The sequence below is a fragment of the Thiobacillus thiophilus genome (assembly GCF_055378705.1).
This window is the reverse complement of the sequence record NZ_AP042404.1, coordinates 123,730-146,069: the sequence shown is the minus strand read 5'-3', so window position 1 is coordinate 146,069 and position 22,340 is coordinate 123,730. Positions and strand designations below refer to the sequence as shown.

Sequence of the window (22,340 nt, the reverse complement as noted above, 5' to 3'; positions counted from 1 at the left end):
ACGCCGTGACCAGCCGCTTCGGGTCGGAAGTACGCATTCGCGGAAATCTGAAGTGGACACTCGGCGTTACTGATTTGCGAATGACCGGTCAGAAGCCCATAGCGGAAATAGTCGGCCCAAATCTCCAGCGACTGCTTCGGCCGAGGAGCAGAAGTCCACGGCAAACTGGCGAACGGCGGCTCCACCACAAATTACTGACCTTGATGGCACCGAAGGCCGAACGGCCCGGGTCGATTTGAGACCATAAAACACTACAAAATTCGACACATGCTGTAAGGCCATGTCTTCTACATTTCAAGCGCCTCCGCCTTAAGAAGGCTTACCACAAAACAAAAAACACTTCAGCAATCAATCAAAAAAACTTTGTTTGAATTAACTGCTGCATAGCCAAGGCCGAGTCCATAGCATCACGGGCATTTCACTACTCGTGCAAAGAGTGCCCGTGTCTTCCATAGAAGAACCCAACAATCAGGATCATCCTGTCACGCTCTTCGCACACATTGCGGCACGATTCGAACAAATCGAACTGTCCCACTGGACGGTCGTTGTGTTTGCATGGCTTGCCCGTTATGACGGGATCGATCGATGCTATTTTGAAGACGAAGAGGAATCCCCAGCCCATGAGGTGCTTCATTGCATCTCCGAACTGGAGCATGGGACTACAGACGACGAAGTAGCCCACGCGCTATCTCATCTTGAATTCCTTACTTGGCGTGTCCGCCATCCCGAAACCGCGGAGCGCTGGGATCCGCTCTCACTATCCCTCAGTGATTTCATCGGCGGGGACTTATCGCCCAATTGCTGGAAATGGGAAGGGACTTTCCCGTCTTCACCCGTAATTGCCTCATGGCTCATCGAACAGCTCCCACACCGCTGATGTCCGGTGATTGGCTGCTCATTGCCGCTGGAGCCTTGGGAGTAGGCGGCGTATGGGTCGTTTGGCGGATTGCCCGCCACACCGACCACGCGGCGTCCGACCATTCAACTCCATCCGGTAGCGATTCAAGGGCAGCCAACCATATTAAGGTTCTCCCTGGCAAAGCCGTCCTGGATCAACTCAACCTTCAAGCCCTGGTCGACGGATGTCGTGACCGCATGGGCTTCGACTACACCCTGTTCAACCAAGACTGCATGCCCGTCATCGAGCGGGCTGCGGAATGGACTCAACTGCTACCAGCCTCGGAATCGCACCATCACGCGCAGCCCGGTGGCCTCATGACCCATATGATGGAGTCGGCAGCACACGCGCTACGCTTCCGGCAGGGCTATCTGCTTCCGGTCGGAGCAGCCCCCGAGGAAATCCCGGCTCGCAAGCACCGCTGGACTTACGCGGTGTTCCTTGCCGCGTTACTGCATGACATTGGAAGGCCTATGGCCGATATCAACGTCCAAGTTCTCCGATCGAGAAAACCCTGTGGCAAGTGGCAGCCTCTTGCGGGCTCGATGCTGGATCAGGGGTTGACGCATTACACGTTGAATTTCGAGATCACGCGGGATTACGACCTGCACAAGAAACTGCCCATCGTGCTGTTCCAGCGGCTCGTTCCTTCCCATGTTCTCGCTTGGCTTGCCGATGACGTACAGCTCATGGGCGATTTGACGAGCTACCTTTCGGGGGACGACCAAGACAAGGGGGTGCTGCGAGAAATCGTCACACGCGCCGACTCCGAGTCGGTCAAGAACAACCTGATGCAGGGACCGCGCACCCGCTTTGCTTCCGCCCGGTCGGTGCCACTAATCGAACGCCTGATGCAAGCCTTGCGCCTGATGCTGGAAGAAGGGCGACTGAGCCTGAATAGGGCGGGCTCCCATGGCTGGGTTTACGATGGAAAAATCTGGTTCGTGTCCAAGCGGCTGGCCGACGAGGTACGCCAGTTCCTGACTGAACGCGAAAGCGGGGAGGGCATACCTGGCAAGGATAAGAACGATCGCCTTTTCGATACCTGGCAAGAGTACGGCGCCTTGATCCCCACCAGTGAGAACCGTGCTGTGTGGCAGGTCATGGTCAGTCTCGATGAAGGGTGGGAACAAAAGCTGACCGTGCTGTGCTTCTCGCTCGACAAACTGTTCCAGTCCCCGGTTCTTTACCCGGAAATCATGAGAGGCAAGATCATTGCCGGAAAACAGGATGCCTCATATATCCAACCGCTCGATTCGGAACCCGAGCTAACTATTGGTTCCATGAGTGATTCTGGCGTTGAGCCAGCCACCAACCCATTAGAGGATCCGGCCAACCAGCTGTCGCTCGTCATACCGCAGCCAGATACTACCCCCTCACCGAACTCCGAAGACCAGCCGAAGCGAGCCAGCACGGCTCTCCCTCCCATTCGCCCGCCGGCACAGCCCAGAGCGGCCGCTCTATCTGAACCTGGGGGCGCGGCTGAGGACGCAGGCTTTCTCGATGAAGATGACGCCGCGATCAAACATTCACCAAAACCCAAGCCTCCTACTGCAGCAGCATTGAAGCCGGTTGCACCTGCAGGGCAGACAGCGGCCAGGCCCAAGCCTGGCTCGAAAAAGAAGGAACCCTCTGGTGCAGCCATGCGGTTCATGCGCTGGGTTCAGGAAGGGCTCTCGGAAGGCAGCATGCCATACAACCGCGCGGACGCCATGATTCACTTCGTTGACGAAGGAATGATGCTGGTTTCCCCGGTGATCTTTCGCAAGTTCGCCGAACTGTTCGGGGAGGAGGGCGATGGCACGCCATCGGATCGAGCGGGGAGCAAGCTGGGGACCGGCATCCAGCGCCAAGTTACCAATGCTGGCTGGAATCTGGTTACCGGAGAGAAGAAGAGCAACATCCAGCGTTACATGGTGATCGGCGCCGATGGCGAGGGCAAGAAACTGATCTCTGGCGTGGTCATACTGGATCCTGTTCGATTCGTGAATCCACTTCCGCCTAATAATCCCTGCATTGTCAGGTTCGACAAACCCATCGAACACGTCTGACATGAGCTATCCCATCGAAAATCTATTCAGGCCCGCGGTCGAATACGTGCCGGTCTTTGCCTCATTGTCCGGTGCCATTCTCCTGATGAGCGCGCACGAGTGGTTTTTCCTGCCAAAGGAGCTGATCGTGACAGCCGCTGCCGGCATGGTCCTGCATGCCGGCGTGCGACTGAGACAGGGTATTCGGGTATCCCGATTTCAGCGCAACCTTACTAGGCTGCCTAAGTACGTCATTCCTACCAGCGAAATTCCCGTATCGAAAAGCCGCCTTTTCCTCGGCCTTGGGTTCAAGTGGGATCAACGCCATACCCAGCGCCTGGCGCTGGCGCGTGATCCCAAGAACCGTCGCTACATCACTCAATCCGGCCTGTATACCTGGGCGCGTCGCTTCGAATTCCGCCACGAAGGGCGCGGCGGCGCCTCGGGCTGGATGGCGCGACAGACCAGGAAGGAAGCCTGGTGGAATCCGGTTACGCCATTGCCGCCTGTCGGCGGCGATCCGATCATTCACGGCCTGGAGCCGGACGAAACGGAAATCAGCATGGATCTGGTCGAGCGGCCCGGTCACATGGTTGTGCTGGGCACCACACGGGTCGGCAAATCACGCCTCGCCGAGGTGCTCATCACACAGGACATTCGGCGAGGCGACGTGGTGATCGTATTCGACCCCAAGGGCGATGCCGGTCTGATGACCCGCTGCTACATCGAGGCGGCCATGGCCGGGCGCGAGTTCTTCATGTTTCACTTGGGCTACCCCGACCAGTCTGCACGTTATAACCCGATTGGAAATTTTGCCCGAACCACCGAGGTCAGCACCCGTATCGCTGGCCAGCTCCCGTGCGAAGGACAGTCTGCCGCGTTCAAGGAATTTGTCTGGCGCTTCGTGAACGTGATCGCACGCGCGCGCACCACCCTCGGTTACCGTCCGGATTACCGCATGATTTATGAGGATGCGGTCAATATCGATGCCTTGGCGCTGGAATACTTACGCTTCTGGCTTGACCGGGAACAGCCCGGCTGGAATGAGGCGGTTGATGCCATCGAGATGGATAAGACCCAGATTCAGCAGGCAATGAAATCGGGGCGGACGATGGATGCCATGAAAATCCTGCTGTTCGTCCGCGAGAATAATCTGCATGATCCGATAGCGGACGGCCTGGCATCCATCCTGTCGAACGACCGCAGCTATTTCGAGAAACTGGTGTCCAGTCTCTATCCCTTGCTGGAAAAACTTACCACCGGCAAAACCGCGCAGATACTGTCTCCTCAGTACGACGACCCGACTGATCCAAGGCCGATCTTCGACTGGATGAGCGTCATCGAACGCGGCGCGGTGGTCTACGTCGGGCTCGATTCGCTCTCTGATTACGAAGTGGCTGGCGCAGTGGGCAACGCCATGTTCGCCGACCTAACCTCGATCGCCGGCCAGACCTACAAGTTCGAGCAAGGCTACGGGCTGTCCACGGCCATCCCCAAGCGCAAACTGTCCATCCATGCAGACGAGTTCAACGAGTTGATCGGCGACGAATTCATCCCGCTGCTGAACAAGGCCGGTGGTGCGGGATTCCAAGTTGCGGTCTATACCCAGACCTGGGCCGACGTGGAGGCCCGCATTGGTAACAAGGCGAAGGCATCCCAGATTGGCGGCAACCTCAATACCCTGGTCATGCTAAGGGTCAAGAACAAGGAAACCGCCGAAATTCTCACCGACCAGCTCCCTGATGTGCAACTGGTCACCTCGATTCAGGCCAGTGCTGCCACGGACAGTTCAGATGATCGTGAGGTGTTGTCTTTCACCACACGGAACGAAGATCGGATCAGCACCCAGGAAGCCCCCATGTTGTCGCCTGCTGATCTGGTGCAGTTGCCCAAGGGGCAGGCTTTTGCGCTTATCGAAGGCGGCCAGCTCTACAAAATCAGACTTCCTCTGTTCGACCCCGACGAAGCGCACCCCATTCCTGCATCGTTGGAAGATATTGCCGCGAGCATGCGTCAGAAATACGACACGCACGGCACCGAGACGGAAAATCTGGTCGTTGAAGGGAAGGGCAGTGGCTTCTAGGAATTCCGGTCTCTATGACAGCAATGTGGCAGTCGCCTTTCTGTGGCCATTGAAATGGCTTTTTGGGGCGCTCTTGCTATATGTCATGCTTGGGCTGATCGCCCTCACCGCGGCTTTCCTGTTTGCCAAATATCAATGGCTGGATCCTGTGCAAGCTGCCGACGCTTTGTTCCAGTCGGAAACCGCACGCGTCAAAGAGCTTGTACGGCCAGGAAGCCACGCCGCCGGCCTTTCCACACTTACCGAGCAGACCCAACAGTGGACTTACTGGCTTTTTTTCAAGGCGACATCACTCCATGAAGCCACCTATGCCTATTTCTACGGGTATCCGGTCAACGAGGTTGACCGGATGTACCTCAGCCAGTTCGTTGCGCGCAATGCGCGGGAAATCTACCTGGCTATGAACGTGATTCAGGTGTACGGGATCAGGATTGGCTTCGTGCTGGCTGCGATCCCTTTGTTTTTCCTGTTGTATGTCTTGGCTGGTGTAGACGGCCTGACCGAGCGTTATATCCGCCGCGCGTGCGCAGGACGCGAATCGGCGGACCTTCACAAAATTGGACGCCTCGCGAAGCTGATGTTTTTTGCATCCGGGGTCACGCTGTATCTCTGCCTGCCGGTCGCAATGAGTCCGTTCTGGGTCATTGCACCGCTGGCGCTGGTTTTTACTGTGGCTACACGGGTTCAGTGGCAGTTTTACAAGAAGTATTTTTAGGTGAAAACCGGCTCCCAAACCCGCCACCTGTGCGAGACGGTTTGGGTGGCGCCAGATGGGCGCTTACCTTTTATTCCATTACAGGTATAATGCGTCCATGGCAGCACAAGACAAATCGCTCGTCTGGGTCGGGGGGTGCAAAAAAGACTTGATGGCCCTTCCTGCCGATGTGCGGAAATTCTTCGGTCACGCCCTTGACTTCGCGCAGCGCGGTGACCAGCACGACGCGGCGAAGGTGATGAAGGGATTCGGCGGGGCCGGCGTCCTGGAAGTGGTCGAAAACGACATCGGCGGCACGTACCGCGCTGTCTATACCGTGAAGTTCGAGGAGGCAGTGTTTGTCCTGCATTGCTTCCAGAAGAAGAGCAAGAGCGGGATCGCCACACCGAAAGAGGACATGGACATCATCCGCGCCAGGCTAAAGGTAGCCGAGGTGCTTGCGAAGGAGTTACGAAATGGCAAAACGAATCATTGATGGAATTGAGGTCGAAATGGGCTCGGGGAATGTCTTTGCCGATCTAGGTCTACCCAACGCCGACAAACTCAAAATCAAATCCGGTTTGGTGATTGAGATCACCAAAGCTGTGCACAAACTCGGGCTCACACAAGATGAGGCGGCTCGTCGCATGGGCATCACACAGCCGAAAGTGTCCGGCATGCTGCGTGGCGACTTTTCAAATCTGTCCGAACGCAAGTTAATGGACTGCTTGAATCGGTTGGGCTATGACATTGAAATCAAGGTGAAGCCTGCCGCTGAACCCCTTGGACATTTGGTGCTTGCTGTCGCTTGACCGCTGTACTGGCGATCTCCAGTAAAGCCTGTGGAGCTTGCCGAACGATTTGATTTCGAGTTCGTATGTACGCGGAGATATTGACAAATTGAAAGAATTTAGGTTTGATGGAGGCCTAGTAGGGTCAGGGATGTGGCCAGACGAGTCTACTTGAGCAGCGCGAACGCCCCTTTGGGGCTTTATCAAGACCCGATAATATGCACATAATGTATATTATGTTAAATCTAGCACGCGCTGGGTCAGATGAACTCAGGCCTGGCTGATGATCTCTGCCCTCGCGGGCTGGACTCAGATAAACAGGCAAATATCCGTTTCGCCCGCGAATTCAAAGAAGGTCGCTGCGCCGCCGTATTCGATGTTGTCGATGAAGTCGGACTGCTCAAAGCCGAATAATTCGACGGTCATCTGGCAGGCAATCATCTTGACGTCGGCTTCCTGGCAGAGTTCTCGCAAGTCCGGAATCGAAGCAACGCCGGTGTTGCTGATCGTCTGCTTCATCAACGAGGTAGCGAGGTTTTCGTACCCCGGCACCAAGGACTGCACCACATTCGGGATGTTCCAGCTGATTTCTTTGAACCATTTGGGGCCGAACGGCATTTTCATGGGCATGCCGGGGTTGCCGAGCGGGCTGACCTTGAGTCCTGACAAGTTTCTTTTCAGCAGTTGCAGGCCATAGAAGGTGAAGAATATCTGCACCTCGTAGCCCAGTGCGGCTGCGGTGGACGCCAGGATGAAGGGCGGATAGGCCCAGTCCAGCGTGCCCTTGGTGGCGATGAGCGCCATTTTTTTGGTTTCCATGAGATTTCTCCTTTTTCTGGTTGAAAACGGCTCAGTGCTTGCGCATCAGGAAGATGAACTCACCGCCGCTTTCGGCGGTGGACAGGAGTTCGTTGCCGGTCTGCTTGGCAAAGGCCTGCATGTCCTTTACCGAGCCCGGGTCGGTTGAGCTCACCTTCAATATCTGGCCGCTTTGCAGTTCGCCCAGCGATTTTTTGGTGCGCAGGATGGGCAGCGGACAGTTGAGGCCGCGCGCGTCGAGTTCTTTGTCGAAGTTCATGCTGTTCTCCTAAAAAATCGGCTGATTTTCTTACGCGCCCAGCCGTGAATTGCGCGTTCGTCACAGGCCAGCGGTCAGTCCGTCCATGCGCGGCCGGCGAACATGTCGTCGACCGGGGTGTGAAACATGTGGTTGGCGTAATTGCTCAGGGTTTTCACTGCAATCGCCAGCACGACTTCCAGGATTTGGCGTTCGCTGTAACCCGCGGCGAGAAAGGCGCTCACGTCCGCCTTGTCGGGCAGTCCGCGCTTTACCACCATGGTGCGGGTGAAATCATGCAGGGCGGCCAGCCTGGCATCCGGGATCGGCCGGCCATCGCGAATGGCGTCGGTGACGGCTGCAGGAACCCCGGACATCTTGTCGGCGATGAAACTGTGCGCGGCGACGCAGTAGGTGCAGCCGTTTTCGCGGCTGACCGCCAGCAGCACCACCTCCTGCTCGGCCGGGGTGAAGCCGGACAAGGTCCGAAATCGCTCGTAACCGTGTACATAGGTATCGAGCAGGCCGGGCGAGTTGGCCATCACGCCATACATGCTGGGCACGAAGCCGAAGCCGGCCTGCGCAGCGCGCATCCGCCCGGCGGCGAGGGTGTCGGCATTGGCTTCGGTGAGGGGTGGGAGGGTGAGCTTGTATTCCGCTTGCATGGCGATTCCTTAATTAGTGGACCGTTCGGTCCATTATTGGTTGCAAAAAAAGTACGAATCCTTACTGCAATGCCTTCAAGGTCAGCTCGATGATGCCGCGCAAGGTGTCCTCCCCTGCCCCGGCTTTGCTCATGGTCTTCAGACCGCTCATGCTGCTGACCAGATAACTGGCCAGCATGGCCGCATTGCGCCCCGGCGGGATCTCGCTCTCTTGCTGGGCGCGTTCAACCGCAGCCAGCAACACGCCGTGAAAGCGGTCCAGGCCCTGCGACACCGCCTCGGCGATGCGCGGATTGCGGCGGGCGAATTCATTGGCCGTATTCAGGACCAGGCATCCGCGCGCCTCGCTCACCCCGCGCGCCTCATCCAGCACGCTTTCCAGAAACTGCCGGATAAAACCCAAGCCGCTGGGCGAGGCCTGCAGTGCAGCGCGCAAGGCCCCGATCATCTCGTCGCCGTAACGCGCCATGCTGCGCTCGAACAGGGCCTGCTTGCCGCCAAACGCCTGGTACAGGCTGCTTTTGGAGATCTGCATGGTGTCGAGCAGATCCTGCATCGAGGTGTTTTCATAACCCTTGCGCCAGAAAACCTGCATCGCTGCATCGAGTGCGGCGTCAGGATCGAATTCAAGCGGTCGACCGAGTGATGGCTTCATGATCCTATTTATGGACCAGTTGGTTCACAATGTCAAACGCAAGGCCACGATCCCTCACCTGGACAAGCATGAACCCTGTCCAAAGGCCTGTTCGAATACGACGCGCCGCGCATCCTGACCCTTTGCTGCCAGGCAGGCCTCTACCGCAGCGCCCACTATGGGCTCGCGGCTTCCCTGACCAGGGTGTCCAGTGTGCCGCTCAGGCGCTTGAGCGCCGCTTCACAATCGGGATCCGCCGGCTTCATTGCATAAGCGGCCGGATCCTTGTAGCCAAGCCAGCGTTTGCCTTGGATGTCTTCCCAGGCCAGCACCCTCATTGGCAGTTCGATGCCGTAGCTTTGGCTGCATTGCAGCAAGGGGGTGCCGCCTTTGGGATGCCCGAAAATAAGCAGTTCGGTTGGCCGCAACGCCTGGCCGATACTTCGCGCACCCGCTGCGTGATCGATACGCGCAAAAACTTTCAGATCGCGCGCCTTGGCGATCGCCTCCAGCCTGTCCATCGAGGATTTGGCGGTGTGCATGCTCGGCACGGCAATCATTCCGTCCATGGCGTAGGCAGGCGGAACCAGCAAGGCAAGCATCAGTGTCGTTATGGCAAGGCGTGTCATAAGTTTCTCCTGTTATGACAATCTGGTTTGTCGATCCGGCAAGCCGACCCCGTCAGCCAAGCCATCGGCATTTTCCGGCATGCCTCTGAGCCTTTTTTGCGGCGGCAAGCCATCCACTTGGACTTTAGTATAAGCATCATGAAAGCAGGTAAAAACCACCCTCCCCCATGCGTTGACGCTGTAGAAAAACCCCTTTTCAGCCAAATTGGCGACGTAAAAAACGGCGTGGAATTTCCACGCCGTTTTCAATTCATGATTTGCAACTTACCGAACCGATTCGGTGGGATGTTCCGATCAGTCATGGCAGCATCTGATTGACGTAGTGCGGGCTGCCCGCCCCGTCCCTACTGCGCATACCCGTGATGCGCCAGCTTCTCGATGTTGTGCACCAGGCAGTAGAGCTTCCACTGCGCATCCACTTTCTTCTGCCCCCGCAAGGTGAAGCGGTTGAGCTGTTTGTTGTGCCGCAAGTTGCCGAACACCGGTTCCACCGTGGCGAAGCGTCGTCCGTATCGCGCCTGTCCTTCCGGGCAATCGATACGGACTTTCATCTTGTCGGTGAAGGACTCCGTGCCGTCAGCCTTGCCCTGAAAGAAACTCACTTGCCGGGTCTTGGTCCTGGTCGGCGTGCGTAGACACTTATCCCGTTGTGCGCACGGTACGCAGTCCTGCTGCGCGCCCTGAAATTTGACGGCAACGAAACCATTGATGATGCAATGGCTGCCGTTGCCGTAGAGTGTCTTGCCCGCAGGGCAAACGCAGGTCTGCGCGTCCATGTCATAGCGAAAGTCTGCGGGGCGATAAACAGCAGTCGGCTTCTTCTCTTTCTTCTGGCCGGATTTGTCGTGCAGAGGATCGGGGGCCTGCTTGTGTTTGTCCTGATCCTTGAAGCGTGGATCGCGTTGCCGCATACCGTTGTCGGCAATCAAGGCGTCCACTTCCAGTTCAGTAAGTTGCTTAAGGTTGGCTTCTGAGTGGTAACCCGCGTCCGCTGTGATGAGGCTGGCCGGGGTGATGAGTGGAGCATCATTCAATGCGACCTGGATGGCTTTGACCACCGGTACCAGCAGTTCCTGTTCGCTGCCGGTACCGTGGGCCTGCGCGTCCACGATGATCTGGTGACGGGCATCGACGGCGGCCACACCCGTATAACCCTGGATGACGCCTTTGCTGGTCGCCATCTTGGCGGATTCGTTGTCGGTGCGGTTGCTCTTCCGTATCGTGCCTTTGCTGCCCTTGCGATCATCGGGATGAGCGGTGAGCCATTGACGCAGTTGGGCGGCATCGGTTTGCAGGCGGCTGATGCGCTGGACTTCTTTCTGTCTGAGGTCGGCCTCGACCGGTTTGCTGTCCTCTTCCCGATGCCGTTCGAGCATGACGCGGGCAGCGGCTTCGAGCTTGGTGGCCTGGTGCTCGAAGTCGGCACGGGTGCCGCTCTTCTGTTTGCTGGCGTTGCTGGGCAGCTTGACGCCGTCGATGGCAAACATCTCGCGTCCGATCAAACCCTGCCGGTCGCACAGGTAGAGGATTTGGGTGAAGACGCGGGCGATGTCGTCGGCAAGCTTCGAGACAAATCCGGCAATCGTGGTGAAGTGGGGCTGGGTGTCGCCTGACAGGGCGATGAAGGTGACGTGGTCACGGCAGACTGCTTCAATGTTGCGACTGGAAATAATGCCCTGGCTGTAGGCAAACAGCACGACCTTGAGCAGCATGGCAGGCGGATAAGCCGCCGCACCGGTCGCGTCGTTGTTGAAGCGGGCATCGAAGCTGGACAGGTCCAGCTCGTGGTCGATGAGGTGATTGAGCGCGTGCTCGAAAGTACCGGGAAGCAGTTGCCGTTGCAGGTCGACGGCAAGGAAACGGGGGCTGGTGTCGATATGCTTGTAGCGCGCCATGCGGTCTGTGCCATCACAAAATCAATGCAGCGATGTTGATGCAGGCGGGAGGCTGGGGCAAGATGCGGGAATGATTATTTTTAGGGGCTTTTTATACAGCCTCGTTATTCCGGCATGAGAATGAGCGCGAACTTGCCACTCGGGCTCATGAGGGACACGCCTTGCAGTGGTGTGCAAACCATCCGTCCACAAAGAGCCGGCCAGGCCTGTGCACCGCCAGCATCACGAGCATGACGTTGTAATGTCGCCTCCTTGGCTTAAGTCTGTTGTGGACAGGAACTCGATGCCCCCAAAATTTGGTTTGGCGGCTTTCCCAGCGGCGGTTCATGGCCGGTCGTTCTGGTCGAATTGCTCGCGCAGGCTGTCCAGAGCCCCCTGCTCGCTGCGGACGTGGAAGAACGCACCCTCTTCGTCGGCGCGCTCCTCCAGCACCTCGCAGCGCGCGAATATTTCCCCGCGCAGCTGCTGCGCCGACCAGGGCAGAAAAAGCTCGGCCTCGACGAGATTCTGCTGGAAAAATGCAACGATCGCCCGGTGCAGTTTCGCAACGTCAGCGGGGCGGCGCGCGCTCATCACGATGCAATCGGGATAGCCGGCGCGCAACGCGGCTTCGCGTTCGACCTGCACCGCGGCGTCACCGGTGTGGTCGATCTTGTTGAAAACGCGCAAACGCGGCACGTCCTGCGCACCGATCTCCTTCAGGACTTCTTCGGTGGTTTCGATCTGCCGCTCGAAGCCGGGATCGCTGGCATCGATGACATGGAGCAGCAGCGACGCATCAAGCGCCTCTTCCAGCGTTGATTTGAACGACGCGACCAGCCCGTGGGGCAGATTCTTGATGAAGCCGACCGTGTCACTGACCAGTACGCGTGGGATGCTCTCGGGATGCAGGCTGCGCACGGTGGTGTCGAGCGTCGCGAACAGTTTGTTGGCGACCAGCACCGCGCTTCCCGTGAGTGCGCGCATCAGGGTGGATTTGCCCGCGTTGGTGTAGCCGACCAGCGCCACGCTGGCGAGTCCCTGGTGCGCTTGCCGCCGTGCGCGTTGCGTCTTGCGCTCGACGTCCATCGCAGCAATCTCCTTCTGCAGTTCGGCGATGCGGTCGCGGATCTTGCGCTTGTCGAGTTCGGTGTGCGATTCGCCGGCGCCGCGTCCGCCGACGCCGCTGCGCTGCCGCCCCTGCGGCCCCGCGAGTTTCGCCGCCTCGCGCAGGCGCGGCGCCAGGTAGGCCAGGCGCGCGATCTCCACCTGCGCGCGCGCAGCGGGAGAGCGTGCGTTGCGGTGGAAGATTTCGAGGATGACCATGGTGCGATCCATCACCTGGCAGCCGACCTCGTTTTCGAGGTGGCGTGCCTGCGATGGCGAAATCTCGTGGTCGACGAAGACGATGTCGATCGGGTCGGGCGAGACCATGGCCTCATCATTCGCCGTCTCGGCAAGCGGCAATCGATACAAAGGGTTCTGTGGCGCGCGCTCGGGCTCGATCTCGTCGCCGCTCCCGCCGTGAACGAAGTGGCGTATCTCCTGCCGCTTGCCGACGCCCAGATACGCCGTCGCGTCGAAGCCGGAGCGTTTTTGCGTGAAAGTGCGGGTGACGGTGAACCCCAGCGTCTTTGCGAGCTCGCGCAGCTCGGCGAGCGACGCCTCGAACTCGACGTCGCTCACGCCCGGCAACTGCACCGCCGCCACGACGGCATACTGGGGTTTTTCTTTGGCGTCTCTTTGCATTCGGCTTTGCTTCTGTTGAGTGGGCGAGGCCGGATTATCCGCCAATGCAATCGCCGCCGGTATCGAGTGTGCACCGGCCTCGGGCCGAATGCTGGGGTGACGCGGCACCGGCACTCACGACAAGGACGCCGCCTCCGCAACTTCAAACCGCCTGCTCCACGCCATACAGCTGTCTACTTTTTTCTGGTTCCTGCCGTGGCTTTGTCAAAAAAACCGCCACCAAATCGCTGCGCTCATTTTTCGCGAATCAGCAGGACAGGTGTGGTCGCCACGCGCGCGACGCCCTCGGCAACACTGCCGAGGAACAGGCGGCGCAGCCCGCGCCGGCCGTGCGTGCCGATCACGATGAGGTCGGCCGGCCAGGCTTCCGCATCGTTGGCGATGGTCTCGGAAATGTTGTGCTGATTCTGGGTGTCGATCCTGACGAGATTCGTTTCGACCGCAAGCCCTGCGGCCGCAGCGGTCGCTTCCGCGCCGCGCAGAATTTCCTGCCCATCCTTGAGGATTTCTTCAGCCACCTTGGACGTCTCGGGCTGCGTGGGAAACTCAGGGATCATGTTGACGTTCGTCATATCGACCGCGTGCACGATCCGCAGCCGGGCCTGCATTTCCGCGGCAAGCCCGATTGCCGTCTGCAGCGCCAGTTCGCCGGTTTGACTGGCGTCCACCGCTACCAGAATTCGCTTGAACATGTTGCCTCCTTGAGATGGGTTGGCGACCATGCCGCGTTTGCGGCAATCGCGCGTTCCCCTGAAATATAGGCACGATTACAGCCCTCGGTATGAAACGCGGCCGCCTGCCGGGGCGGGCGCCGCATTTCGGTGACTCAGATTTCCGAAGCGGGCGGGTCCATCCTTGCCTCCCCCTGTGGCCTGAACCTGCCGAAAATCGGCCCGACATGGAATTCGGGTAGAGTATCAACAAGAGTTCGTTTCTTGTTGATACTTAATAATATTTAAGGGGACTCAGAGGCTGATGTGCCGCAGGCGCAGCGCATTGGTGATCACCGACACCGAACTGAAGCTCATGGCCGCCGCGGCGATCATGGGCGAGAGCAGCAGGCCGAAGAATGGATACAGCACCCCGGCGGCGAGCGGAATCCCGAGCGAGTTGTAGATGAAGGCGAAGAACAGGTTTTGCCGGATGTTACGCAGGGTGGCTTGCGAGAGCTTGCGGGCGCGCACGATGCCGCGCAGGTCGCCCTTGACCAGGGTCACGCCGGCGCTTTCCATGGCGATGTCGGTGCCGGTGCCCATGGCGATTCCGACCTGGGCCTGGGCCAGGGCGGGGGCATCGTTGATACCGTCGCCCGCCATGGCGACGATACGGCCTTCGGCCTGCAGCTGTTTGACTACACTGGCTTTCTGGTCTGGCAGGACTTCCGCCTGCACCTGATCGATGCCCAGTCTGGCGGCCACCGCCTCGGCGGTCACGCGGCTGTCGCCGGTGAGCATGACGATGCGGATGCCCTCTTCATGCAGCGCACGGATCGCCTCCAGCGTGGTCGGCTTGATCGGGTCGGCCACGCCGATGAGGCCGGCGGCGCGGCCGTCGACGCCGAGGAACATCACCGTCTGGCCCTCGCCGCGCAGGGCATCAGCCTGCGCCGGCAGCTCGCCCGCGTCGATGCCGAGGTCCTGCAGCAACGCGAGATTGCCGAGGGCGATCCGGCGCCCGCCCACCGTGCCGGTGACGCCTTTGCCGGTGATCGACTGGAAATCCGCCACAGATACCCGTTCGACCGCGCGTTTTTTCGCGCCGCGAACGATGGCAGCAGCCAGGGGATGCTCGCTGGCCTGCTCGATGCCGGCGGCGAGTCGCACGATCTCTGTTTCATCGAAGCCCACGGCCGGGGTGACGCTCACCAGCTCTGGATGTCCTTCGGTGAGAGTGCCGGTCTTGTCCACCACCAGGGTGTCCACCTTGCGCATCACCTCCAGCGCCTCGGCGTTCCTGAACAGCACCCCCATCATGGCGCCACGTCCAGTGCCCACCATGATCGAAACCGGCGTGGCGAGCCCGAGGGCGCAGGGACAGGCGATGATCAGCACCGCGACGGCATTGATTACCGCATGCGCCAGTCGCGGCTCCGGCCCCAGCAGGTACCACACCACGAACGTCGCCACGGCGATGAGCACCACCGCCGGGACGAAATAGCCCGCGACCACGTCCGCCAGCTTCTGGATCGGGGCGCGCGAGCGCTGCGCCTCTGCCACCATCTGGACGATCTGCGCCAGCAGGGTTTCGCTACCGACCTTCTCCGCCGTCATCAGCAGGCTGCCGGTGCCGTTCACCGTGGCGCCGATGAGCTTGGTGCCGGCGCGCTTTTCCACCGGTACCGGTTCGCCGGTGACCATGGATTCGTCGACATAGCTGACGCCGTCGGTGACCGTGCCGTCCACCGGGACCTTCTCGCCGGGGCGGACGCGCAGGCGGTCGCCGGGCTGAACCTGCTCCAGCGGGATGTCCGCTTCACTGTCGTCGTCGCGCACGATGCGCGCCGTCTTCGGCGCCAGGCCCAGCAGCAGCTTGATGGCGGCGTTGGTCTGGCTGCGGGCGCGCAGCTCCAGCACCTGTCCCAGCAGCACCAGTGCGGTGATCACCGCCGCGGCCTCGAAATAGACCGGCACCACGCCCATGTGGAACACTGGGCGCGGAAAGATTCCAGGCGCCAAAACGGCGACCATACTGTAGCCCCAGGCCACCCCCACGCCAAGCGCGATGAGGGTGAACATGTTGAGATTGCGCGTGAGCAACGAACGCCAACCCCTTACAAAGAAAGGCCAACCGCCCCACAGCACAACCGGGGTAGCCAGCAGAAGTTCGAGCCATTGCCGCGACCGCGGCGCAATGATTTCACCGACGGCTTCGGGCCAGAACTCGGCGCCCATGGCGCTAAACAGGATCGGGAGGGCGAGCACGACGCTGACCCGGAAGCGCCGGCTCATGTCGTCTAACTCGGCATTGTCCTCTTCCGCCGCGACGGTGCGGGGCTCCAGCGCCATGCCGCACTTGGGACAGGCGCCGGGGTGATCCTGCACCACTTCCGGGTGCATCGGGCAGGTGTATTCGGTTTTCGGCACCGCTGCGGGCGGGTTGACCGGCTCCAGCGCCATGCCGCATTTGGGGCAGGCGCCCGGTCCCTGCTGTCGGATTTCCGGATGCATGGGGCAGGTGTAGATCCCCTTGGCAGCCAGGGCCGGTGCGGGGGGCGCTGCCGAGTCCGGCTTCAGATACCGATGCGGGTGGTCGCGGAACATGTGCAGGCAATGCTCGCTGCAGAACCGATAGGTGACGTCCTCGAAACGGTGCTGCAGGGGCGCATCCTCGGCCACCTTCATGCCGCAGACGGGATCAATGGCCATGGCGCATCTTCCCGATCTTCATGACAGGGCGCGTTGCCGGTTATGGCGCCACAGCCGCCCGTGGTTGCGCCAGGCATGGGCCATTTGCCGGCGCTGCAGATCGAACACGGTCCGCGGGGCAGCGCGAATCGCGTCCCAGTCCCGTTCTTCACTGGCGTAAAGCTGGTTCAGGCGAGCCTGCGCCGCCCGGCGCTGCTGCATCAAGTCGAGATTGCGCCGGGTCAGCTCAGCCTGCAGCGGGTCGATTTTTTCGATCTGCTCCGGCGTGAGGTCGGTTAGCAGCCGGCGCATCATGGCGTAATCCCCGCCATGCCCCCACACCCCGAATCCCATCATCCCGCGCCCCATGCCATACCACGCATGCGGGTCGTCGCCGCGATCCATTTTCCAGGCGCCCATGTGGCTCCAGCCATGCCAGCCCGTGCCCATCGGGCCGTGAGCCCATGCCAGCCATCCTGTCACGACGACAAGTGTCAGCCACAGGGCGATCCAGAACCCACGCTTCCGATTCATGGCTGTTCCTTTCTTTCCCGGCGGCTAACAGATGCCGGAATACACGGCTACTGGATCAGATCGTGCTTCTTCTTCTGGAATTCCTGTTCGTCGATCTCGCCCCGCGCATAGCGTTCCCTGAGGATGTTCAGCGCCTTGCCCGCGCCGCCGCTGCGCCCGTCCGCGGCGGAGGGTGCGCTCATCCATTTCACCAGCACGGCAATGCCAACGATGATGAGCATCCCCCACAGGATCATGAATATCCAGCCGAATCCGAAGCCGCCTGTCATGCCGTAGCCGCCCATCATGTCGCTCGCTCCTTACGCGGGTCAGTTACCCCACATGCTGCGGCCGAAGCCGCGGCGCATTTGCGACTGCTGCTCCTTGGTCAGCACGGCAGCCATCTTGTTTTCCGCGTCGATGTGGGCTTCTAGCGCCTGGCGCTGCAGGTCCGCGAGCCTGCCGTAGGCCTTGCCGACCGCCGCCGGGTCGGGTTTCTCCGTCTTCGTCAGATTCCAAAGCTGTTTCTTTTCGTCCCATATCCGGCGCATGAGCGGACGCTGCGCCTTCATAAACTCGGCCTGGATCTTCTGCACCTGGGCGGTCTGCGCATCGCTCAGATCGAGCATGGCCATCGGCCCCATGCCCATCATGCCCGGGCCGAATCCGCCCATGCCACCGCCCATCCCAGGGCCGAATCCGCCCATCATGCCCATCCCGGGGCCCATGCCGCCCATCGCTCCCATCCCCATTCCATAGCCCGTGCCGCCCATCGTTCCGTAGCCGGGGCAGCCCATGACGCCCTCTTTCGCGTCCTGCATCATTCCCGCACGTGGCATGGTGTTCTCTTCGGCTGTAGCCGCCCCTGGCATCCCTGCCAGTACGCCGGCAAGCATGGACAGAACGGCCAAGGTGTTGATTGGCTTATTCATCTGAATCTCCTTTGCTGTTGGGTAAGCGACGCTGCCCGTACATGCGGCAGCGTTGCGGAAGACGTTCGCCAGACCACCGTATCGGGCAGGCGATGCAAATTCATTTATAGACGGTATTTTCCAAGTTCAATCTGGCGGGCTGTTGCTGCAGTTTTTGATCGGGCCGCGGACGACTCCCCGATCAACCGGCGCACCGCATCAAGGCTTGCACTGCGGCCAGGTCCACGCGGCAGCGTCGGGCTGGTCCACACCGAATTCATGGGCGTAATTGATGCATTCGATCTGCATGTCCCGGAGCGTTCCCTTGGCGTGTGCCCCGGTCACCAGCAACCCGTGCACCCGATTGATGACATCGATGGCCAGTGAGAAGCGGTCGATCTCGTTCTGGATGGCCAGTTCCAGCGGCGTGTTGATGCTGTCCTTCTCCTTGTAGCCGCGCACGTGCAGATTGCGATGATTGGTGCGTCGGTAGGCGAGGCGGTGGATGAGCCAGGGATAGCCGTGGAAGTTGAAGATGATGGGCTTGTCCTGGGTGAAGAGGCTGTCGAAGTCGCGGTCGTTCAAGCCGTGCGGATGCTCGCTCGCCGGCGTCACGCGATAAAGGTCCACCACGTTGATGAAGCGGATTTTCAGCGCCGGGAAATGCGCGCGCAGCAGGCATACCGCCGCCAGGGCTTCCTGGGTCGGGACGTCGCCGCAGGCGGCCATCACCACGTCGGGTTCCGCGCCGGCGTCGTTGCTGGCCCAGTCCCAGATGCCGATGCCCTTGGTGCAGTGGCGGATGGCGGCATCCATGTCCAGGTATTGCAGGTGCGCCTGCTTGTCCGCCACGATGACGTTGACGTCGTCGGTGGATCTCAGACAGTGGTCGGTTACCGAAAGCAGACAGTTGGCGTCGGGCGGCAGGTAGATGCGGGTGATGCTGGGGCTCTTGTTCACCACCACGTCGAGGAAGCCCGGGTCCTGGTGGGTGAAGCCGTTGTGGTCCTGACGCCAGACGGTTGAACTGATGAGCAGATTGAGGCTGGCCACCGGCGCACGCCAGGCAATGTCCTCGGCGATGTCCAGCCACTTGGCATGCTGGTTGAACATGGAATCGATGATGTGAACGAAGGCTTCATAGGTGGCGAAGAGGCCGTGTCGTCCGGTGAGCAGGTAGCCTTCCAGCCAGCCTTCCAGGGTGTGCTCGGAGAGCAGTTCCATGACCCGCCCGTCGGGCGCGAGTTCACCACCGTCGGCATCCTCGGGCAGCATTGCGGCCAGCCAGGTCTTCTTGCTCGCCTCGAATACCGCGTTCAGGCGGTTCGAGCGGGTTTCGTCGGGGCCGAAGATGCGGAAGTTGTCCGGATTGCGGCGCAGGATGTCGCGCAGGAATTCGCCCAATGGACGAGTGTTGCCCACCCGCGTTTCGCCCGGCCCCGCCACCGCGGTGGCATAGTCGCGAAAGTCCGGCAGGCGCAGCGCGCGGCACAACAGGCCGCCGTTGGCGTGGGGGTTGGCGCTCATGCGTCGGGTGCCGGTCGGGGCCAAGGCCCTGAGTTCGGGGATCAGGCGGCCGCGCTCGTCGAACAGCGCCTCCGGCTGGTAGCTGCGCAGCCATTCCTCCAGTTGCCGCAGATGCTCCGGGTTCTCTCGCACCCCTGCCAGCGGAACCTGGTGGGCGCGCCAGGAGCCTTCCACCTTGTGGCCGTCGACCTCCTTCGGTCCGGTCCAGCCCTTGGGCGTGCGCAGCACGATCATCGGCCAGTGCGGCCGGAATGGCTCGCCCGATTCACGTGCCTGGCGCTGGATTTCGCGAATCTCCAGCACGCAGTTCTCCAGCGTGACGGCCATGGCCTGGTGCATGTTCATCGGGTCGTCGCCCTCGACGAAGCGGGGCGACCAGCCGTAGCCCTCGAACAGGCTCTTCAGCTCATCGTGGGGGATGCGGGCGAGCACCGTCGGGTTGTCGATCTTGTAGCCATTGAGGTTGAGGATGGGCAATACCGCGCCGTCCCTGATCGGGTTCAGGAACTTGTTCGAGTGCCAGGCGGCGGCGAGCGGCCCGGTCTCCGCCTCGCCGTCGCCCACCATCACCGCGACCAGCAGGTCCGGGTTGTCGAAGGCGGCGCCGAAAGCGTGCGAGATCGAATAGCCCAGCTCGCCGCCCTCGTGGATGGAGCCCGGAGTCTCGGGCGTGCAGTGGGAACCGACGCCGCCGGGGAAAGAGAAGGTCTTGAAGAAGCGCTGCATACCTTCCTCGTCTTCACTCTTGTTCGGATAGACCTCCGAATAGGTGCCTTCCAGATAGCACGGGGCCAGCACGCCCGGCGCGCCATGGCCGGGGCCGGCGATAAAGATGGCGTCGAGGTCGTGCTTGACGATCATCCGGTTGAGATGGACGTAGGCGAAGGACAGCGCCGGACTGGCCCCCCAGTGGCCGAGGAGACGCCGCTTGATGTGCTCGGGCTTGAGGGGCTGGCGCAGCAGCGGATTGTCCTGCAGATAAATCACGCCTGCCGCCAGGTAGTTGCAGGCCTGCCACCAGGCATGCATGTGCGCCAGTTCCCTGTCTTCGAGCGGTACAGCGGCTCGGGTTTTGTCGTTTATGTCGTCGTCCTCATTTTTATTTCTGGTTCGTGACACTAGACCTGACAGTCTAGGAAAGAAATATGACGGCCCGGCTGCACGCGGCCATTTTGCCCGGCATACGGCTGCGAGGCGGGAAGCCTGAAGGGCCGGCAGGGCATGCGACCCATATGCTATGTTGAACGGAGAGGTGCCTTGACATGCAAAATGGAAATCCCATTCTCAAAACACTGCGGGCGGCGTTCGAGCGCGAGCCGCGCATCAACCTGCATCGCTGGCCCGTTCAGATCGACCTGACCGAGGACGGCGTCGTGGTCCTGGAAGGCGATGTCGAGAGCGTCGCCGCAAAAAAGCTCGCCCTCGAACTCGCGGGGGCGACGCCATCGGTGCGCGGGGTAGTCGACCGGCTGCACGTGGCGCCGCCGGAGCCCAGGGGCGACGGCGCGATTCTGGACGCCCTCACGACATTGTTGCTGGATGTGCGCGAACTGAAGAACTGTACGCTGCGCGTGATCAGGAAGGGCGAGACGCTCATCCTGCAGGAAGCCGGCGGGGAGGATGCCAGCGGCGACATCCTGGTTTCGGTAAAGGACGGCGTTGGGACGCTGGACGGCTGGGTCATCAGCCTTTCCCACAAGCGTATGGCGGGGGTGCTGGCGTGGTGGACGCCGGGCTGCCGCGACGTGGTGAACGCATTGGAAGTGCGGCCGCCGGAACAGGACAACGACGACGAGGTCAGCGATGCCCTCTCGCTGGTGCTGGAGATGGACCCGCTGATTCCCGATCCCGGGCAGATCCGCGTCCACACCCGCAATTACGTGGTCACCCTGGATGGACTGGTCGCCACCCAGGCCGAGAAAGAGCGGGCCGAACAGAACGCCTGGTGCCTGTTCGCCGTGGACAACGTGATCAACCAGTTGGCCGTGGGCGGGTAAACGCGGTCCTGGAAGCCGCCCGCTCCGCGCTGCGATTAGTGCTGGATCGCCCCGACGATGTTTCCGCAGGAGACGTGAATCTGCATTTCGGCCGCGCTCTTGTGGACGTTGATCGCCGACTTGTCTTTCAGGATAACATCCAGCGGTACGGGAACCACGGTGACGGAGCGTCCGTCCCTGATATCTTCCAGGCGCCACTTCGGCGCCTTGCTCAGCTTGCCGCAGCGCCCAAGGTAGACGTATGCGGGTTGGGAAGCGCCGGCAGGCATGGTGGGGATCTCGATCGCAACACGGGTGGTATCCCCTTCCGGGGTCAGGCTTGCGATGCCGTTTTGACCCGAGTTGTTCTGCGCTTCGAGCTTGACCGACACGGCATCGTTCAAGGCCAGTGCGTGACTGGCAAACAGGCCCGCCAGCAGTATCACGATCGATTTACGCATCATCAGCAGCGGCAAATCATCACAGGCCGACGACTTGTGCATGCAGGCCGCGTTCCTTGAAGCTGTGGAGCAGGCTGGACGCATGAGTGGAATCCGAATCGTAGACCACCATGAGGATGTGGGGCTTTTCCGGGTTGTGACCCACGGAAACCACCCCCGCATCCTGGCGAACCCCGTCTTCGAGACGGCGTAAAGTGTCTTCGTCAAGAATTTCATCGATATGTACAATAACTTCATTAAGTCGTGTATTCATCATGATCTCCTTAAGTGCCGGATATGACGACAGGCCGTCGCAGGTAGCAATGGTCTTACCGCTCATATTCTGAGCCACTCGATCTCGAATGGTTCGCATTCATTTTAGTCTCTTTCACCGTTATTTATGCGCCACGCCATCCGGAACAGGCCTTCCCGGCCGCTCCTCAGGAACAGGATAAAACTGCCGAATACAATTCCACAAAGCCCTTTCATCACTCAAGGCTGAGTGCAGTACTGACACAAGTCGTT

23 protein-coding genes are annotated in these 22,340 nt (G+C 60.4%); 7 read left to right on the top strand and 16 right to left on the bottom strand.

Annotated features, from left to right (window positions below; all coding sequences use genetic code 11):
* Positions 1 to 442 precede the first annotated feature (442 nt).
* From ACZ41T_RS00715 to ACZ41T_RS00690, 6 genes are all read left to right on the top strand, one after another.
* Entirely contained in the window at positions 443 to 877 is a 435-nt protein-coding gene (locus ACZ41T_RS00715; protein ID WP_464922623.1) for a hypothetical protein, read from the top strand.
* Positions 847 to 2,949 carry a MobH family relaxase gene (mobH, locus tag ACZ41T_RS00710; RefSeq protein WP_464922622.1) on the top strand — a complete coding sequence of 701 codons (2,103 nt, stop codon included), beginning with the start codon at positions 847 to 849 and terminating at the stop codon, positions 2,947 to 2,949. Before ACZ41T_RS00715 ends, mobH begins: the two co-directional genes overlap by 31 nt.
* A 1-nt stretch (position 2,950) precedes the next feature.
* On the top strand, positions 2,951 to 5,011 hold the full coding sequence (traD, locus tag ACZ41T_RS00705; RefSeq protein ID WP_464922621.1) for a type IV conjugative transfer system coupling protein TraD: 2,061 nt from the start codon (positions 2,951 to 2,953) through the stop codon (positions 5,009 to 5,011).
* Positions 5,012 to 5,036: 25 nt separating this feature from the next.
* A complete protein-coding gene (locus tag ACZ41T_RS00700) occupies positions 5,037 to 5,726 on the top strand; it encodes an IncC plasmid conjugative DNA transfer DtrJ family protein (RefSeq protein ID WP_464922620.1) in 690 nt (229 codons plus the stop codon).
* Between the two features lie 97 nt (positions 5,727 to 5,823).
* Complete coding sequence (locus ACZ41T_RS00695) at positions 5,824 to 6,201, top strand: type II toxin-antitoxin system RelE/ParE family toxin (protein ID WP_464922619.1); 378 nt, start codon at positions 5,824 to 5,826, stop codon at positions 6,199 to 6,201.
* On the top strand, positions 6,182 to 6,517 hold the full coding sequence (locus ACZ41T_RS00690; protein ID WP_026177641.1) for a helix-turn-helix domain-containing protein: 336 nt from the start codon (positions 6,182 to 6,184) through the stop codon (positions 6,515 to 6,517). The genes ACZ41T_RS00695 and ACZ41T_RS00690 overlap by 20 nt, the downstream gene beginning before the upstream one ends.
* Before the next feature lie 288 nt (positions 6,518 to 6,805).
* Here the strand turns inward: ACZ41T_RS00690 and dsrE2 are convergent, their stop codons facing one another.
* The 14 genes from dsrE2 to ACZ41T_RS00620 form a co-directional block, all read right to left on the bottom strand.
* Complete coding sequence (gene dsrE2, locus ACZ41T_RS00685; protein ID WP_464922618.1) at positions 6,806 to 7,315, bottom strand: sulfur carrier protein DsrE2; 510 nt, start codon at positions 7,313 to 7,315, stop codon at positions 6,806 to 6,808.
* A gap of 31 nt (positions 7,316 to 7,346) precedes the next feature.
* Positions 7,347 to 7,574, bottom strand: coding sequence for a sulfurtransferase TusA family protein (locus ACZ41T_RS00680; protein ID WP_464922617.1), 228 nt, complete (start codon positions 7,572 to 7,574; stop codon positions 7,347 to 7,349).
* 74 nt (positions 7,575 to 7,648) lie between these two features.
* Complete coding sequence (locus ACZ41T_RS00675) at positions 7,649 to 8,218, bottom strand: carboxymuconolactone decarboxylase family protein (RefSeq protein ID WP_464922616.1); 570 nt, start codon at positions 8,216 to 8,218, stop codon at positions 7,649 to 7,651.
* Positions 8,219 to 8,279: 61 nt separating this feature from the next.
* Positions 8,280 to 8,873, bottom strand: coding sequence for a TetR/AcrR family transcriptional regulator (locus tag ACZ41T_RS00670; RefSeq protein ID WP_464922615.1), 594 nt, complete (start codon positions 8,871 to 8,873; stop codon positions 8,280 to 8,282).
* 155 nt (positions 8,874 to 9,028) lie between these two features.
* A complete protein-coding gene (locus ACZ41T_RS00665) occupies positions 9,029 to 9,481 on the bottom strand; it encodes a DUF302 domain-containing protein (protein WP_464922614.1) in 453 nt (150 codons plus the stop codon).
* 12 nt (positions 9,482 to 9,493) lie between these two features.
* Positions 9,494 to 9,730, bottom strand: coding sequence for a hypothetical protein (locus ACZ41T_RS00660; protein WP_464922613.1), 237 nt, complete (start codon positions 9,728 to 9,730; stop codon positions 9,494 to 9,496).
* 95 nt (positions 9,731 to 9,825) lie between these two features.
* The gene (locus tag ACZ41T_RS00655; protein WP_464921023.1) at positions 9,826 to 11,376 is read right to left on the bottom strand and encodes a transposase; all 1,551 of its coding nucleotides are present in this window, start codon (positions 11,374 to 11,376) and stop codon (positions 9,826 to 9,828) included.
* Between the two features lie 324 nt (positions 11,377 to 11,700).
* Positions 11,701 to 13,104 (bottom strand): GTPase HflX, encoded by a 1,404-nt coding sequence (hflX, locus tag ACZ41T_RS00650; RefSeq protein WP_464922612.1) that lies wholly within the window; start codon positions 13,102 to 13,104, stop codon positions 11,701 to 11,703.
* Positions 13,105 to 13,337: 233 nt separating this feature from the next.
* Complete coding sequence (locus tag ACZ41T_RS00645; protein ID WP_464922611.1) at positions 13,338 to 13,826, bottom strand: universal stress protein; 489 nt, start codon at positions 13,824 to 13,826, stop codon at positions 13,338 to 13,340.
* Positions 13,827 to 14,069: 243 nt separating this feature from the next.
* Positions 14,070 to 16,469: a heavy metal translocating P-type ATPase gene (locus tag ACZ41T_RS00640; protein ID WP_464922610.1), complete on the bottom strand. Its 2,400-nt coding sequence runs from the start codon at positions 16,467 to 16,469 to the stop codon at positions 14,070 to 14,072.
* Between the two features lie 18 nt (positions 16,470 to 16,487).
* The gene (locus ACZ41T_RS00635; protein WP_464922609.1) at positions 16,488 to 16,982 is read right to left on the bottom strand and encodes a hypothetical protein; all 495 of its coding nucleotides are present in this window, start codon (positions 16,980 to 16,982) and stop codon (positions 16,488 to 16,490) included.
* Between the two features lie 47 nt (positions 16,983 to 17,029).
* Positions 17,030 to 17,269 carry an SHOCT domain-containing protein gene (locus tag ACZ41T_RS00630; protein ID WP_464922608.1) on the bottom strand — a complete coding sequence of 80 codons (240 nt, stop codon included), beginning with the start codon at positions 17,267 to 17,269 and terminating at the stop codon, positions 17,030 to 17,032.
* A 21-nt stretch (positions 17,270 to 17,290) separates the two neighbouring features.
* Positions 17,291 to 17,893, bottom strand: coding sequence for a Spy/CpxP family protein refolding chaperone (locus ACZ41T_RS00625; RefSeq protein ID WP_464922607.1), 603 nt, complete (start codon positions 17,891 to 17,893; stop codon positions 17,291 to 17,293).
* Positions 17,894 to 18,091: 198 nt separating this feature from the next.
* Positions 18,092 to 20,428: a phosphoketolase family protein gene (locus ACZ41T_RS00620; protein ID WP_464922606.1), complete on the bottom strand. Its 2,337-nt coding sequence runs from the start codon at positions 20,426 to 20,428 to the stop codon at positions 18,092 to 18,094.
* Positions 20,429 to 20,661: 233 nt separating this feature from the next.
* Between ACZ41T_RS00620 and ACZ41T_RS00615 the strand changes: the two genes are divergently transcribed.
* Complete coding sequence (locus ACZ41T_RS00615; RefSeq protein ID WP_464922605.1) at positions 20,662 to 21,396, top strand: BON domain-containing protein; 735 nt, start codon at positions 20,662 to 20,664, stop codon at positions 21,394 to 21,396.
* A 35-nt stretch (positions 21,397 to 21,431) separates the two neighbouring features.
* On the opposite strand, the gene ACZ41T_RS00610 is transcribed toward ACZ41T_RS00615, so the two are convergent.
* Both ACZ41T_RS00610 and ACZ41T_RS00605 read right to left on the bottom strand, forming a co-directional pair.
* The gene (locus ACZ41T_RS00610) at positions 21,432 to 21,878 is read right to left on the bottom strand and encodes a hypothetical protein (protein WP_464922604.1); all 447 of its coding nucleotides are present in this window, start codon (positions 21,876 to 21,878) and stop codon (positions 21,432 to 21,434) included.
* Positions 21,856 to 22,155 carry a hypothetical protein gene (locus ACZ41T_RS00605; RefSeq protein ID WP_464922603.1) on the bottom strand — a complete coding sequence of 100 codons (300 nt, stop codon included), beginning with the start codon at positions 22,153 to 22,155 and terminating at the stop codon, positions 21,856 to 21,858. Before ACZ41T_RS00605 ends, ACZ41T_RS00610 begins: the two co-directional genes overlap by 23 nt.
* Positions 22,156 to 22,340 lie beyond the last annotated feature (185 nt).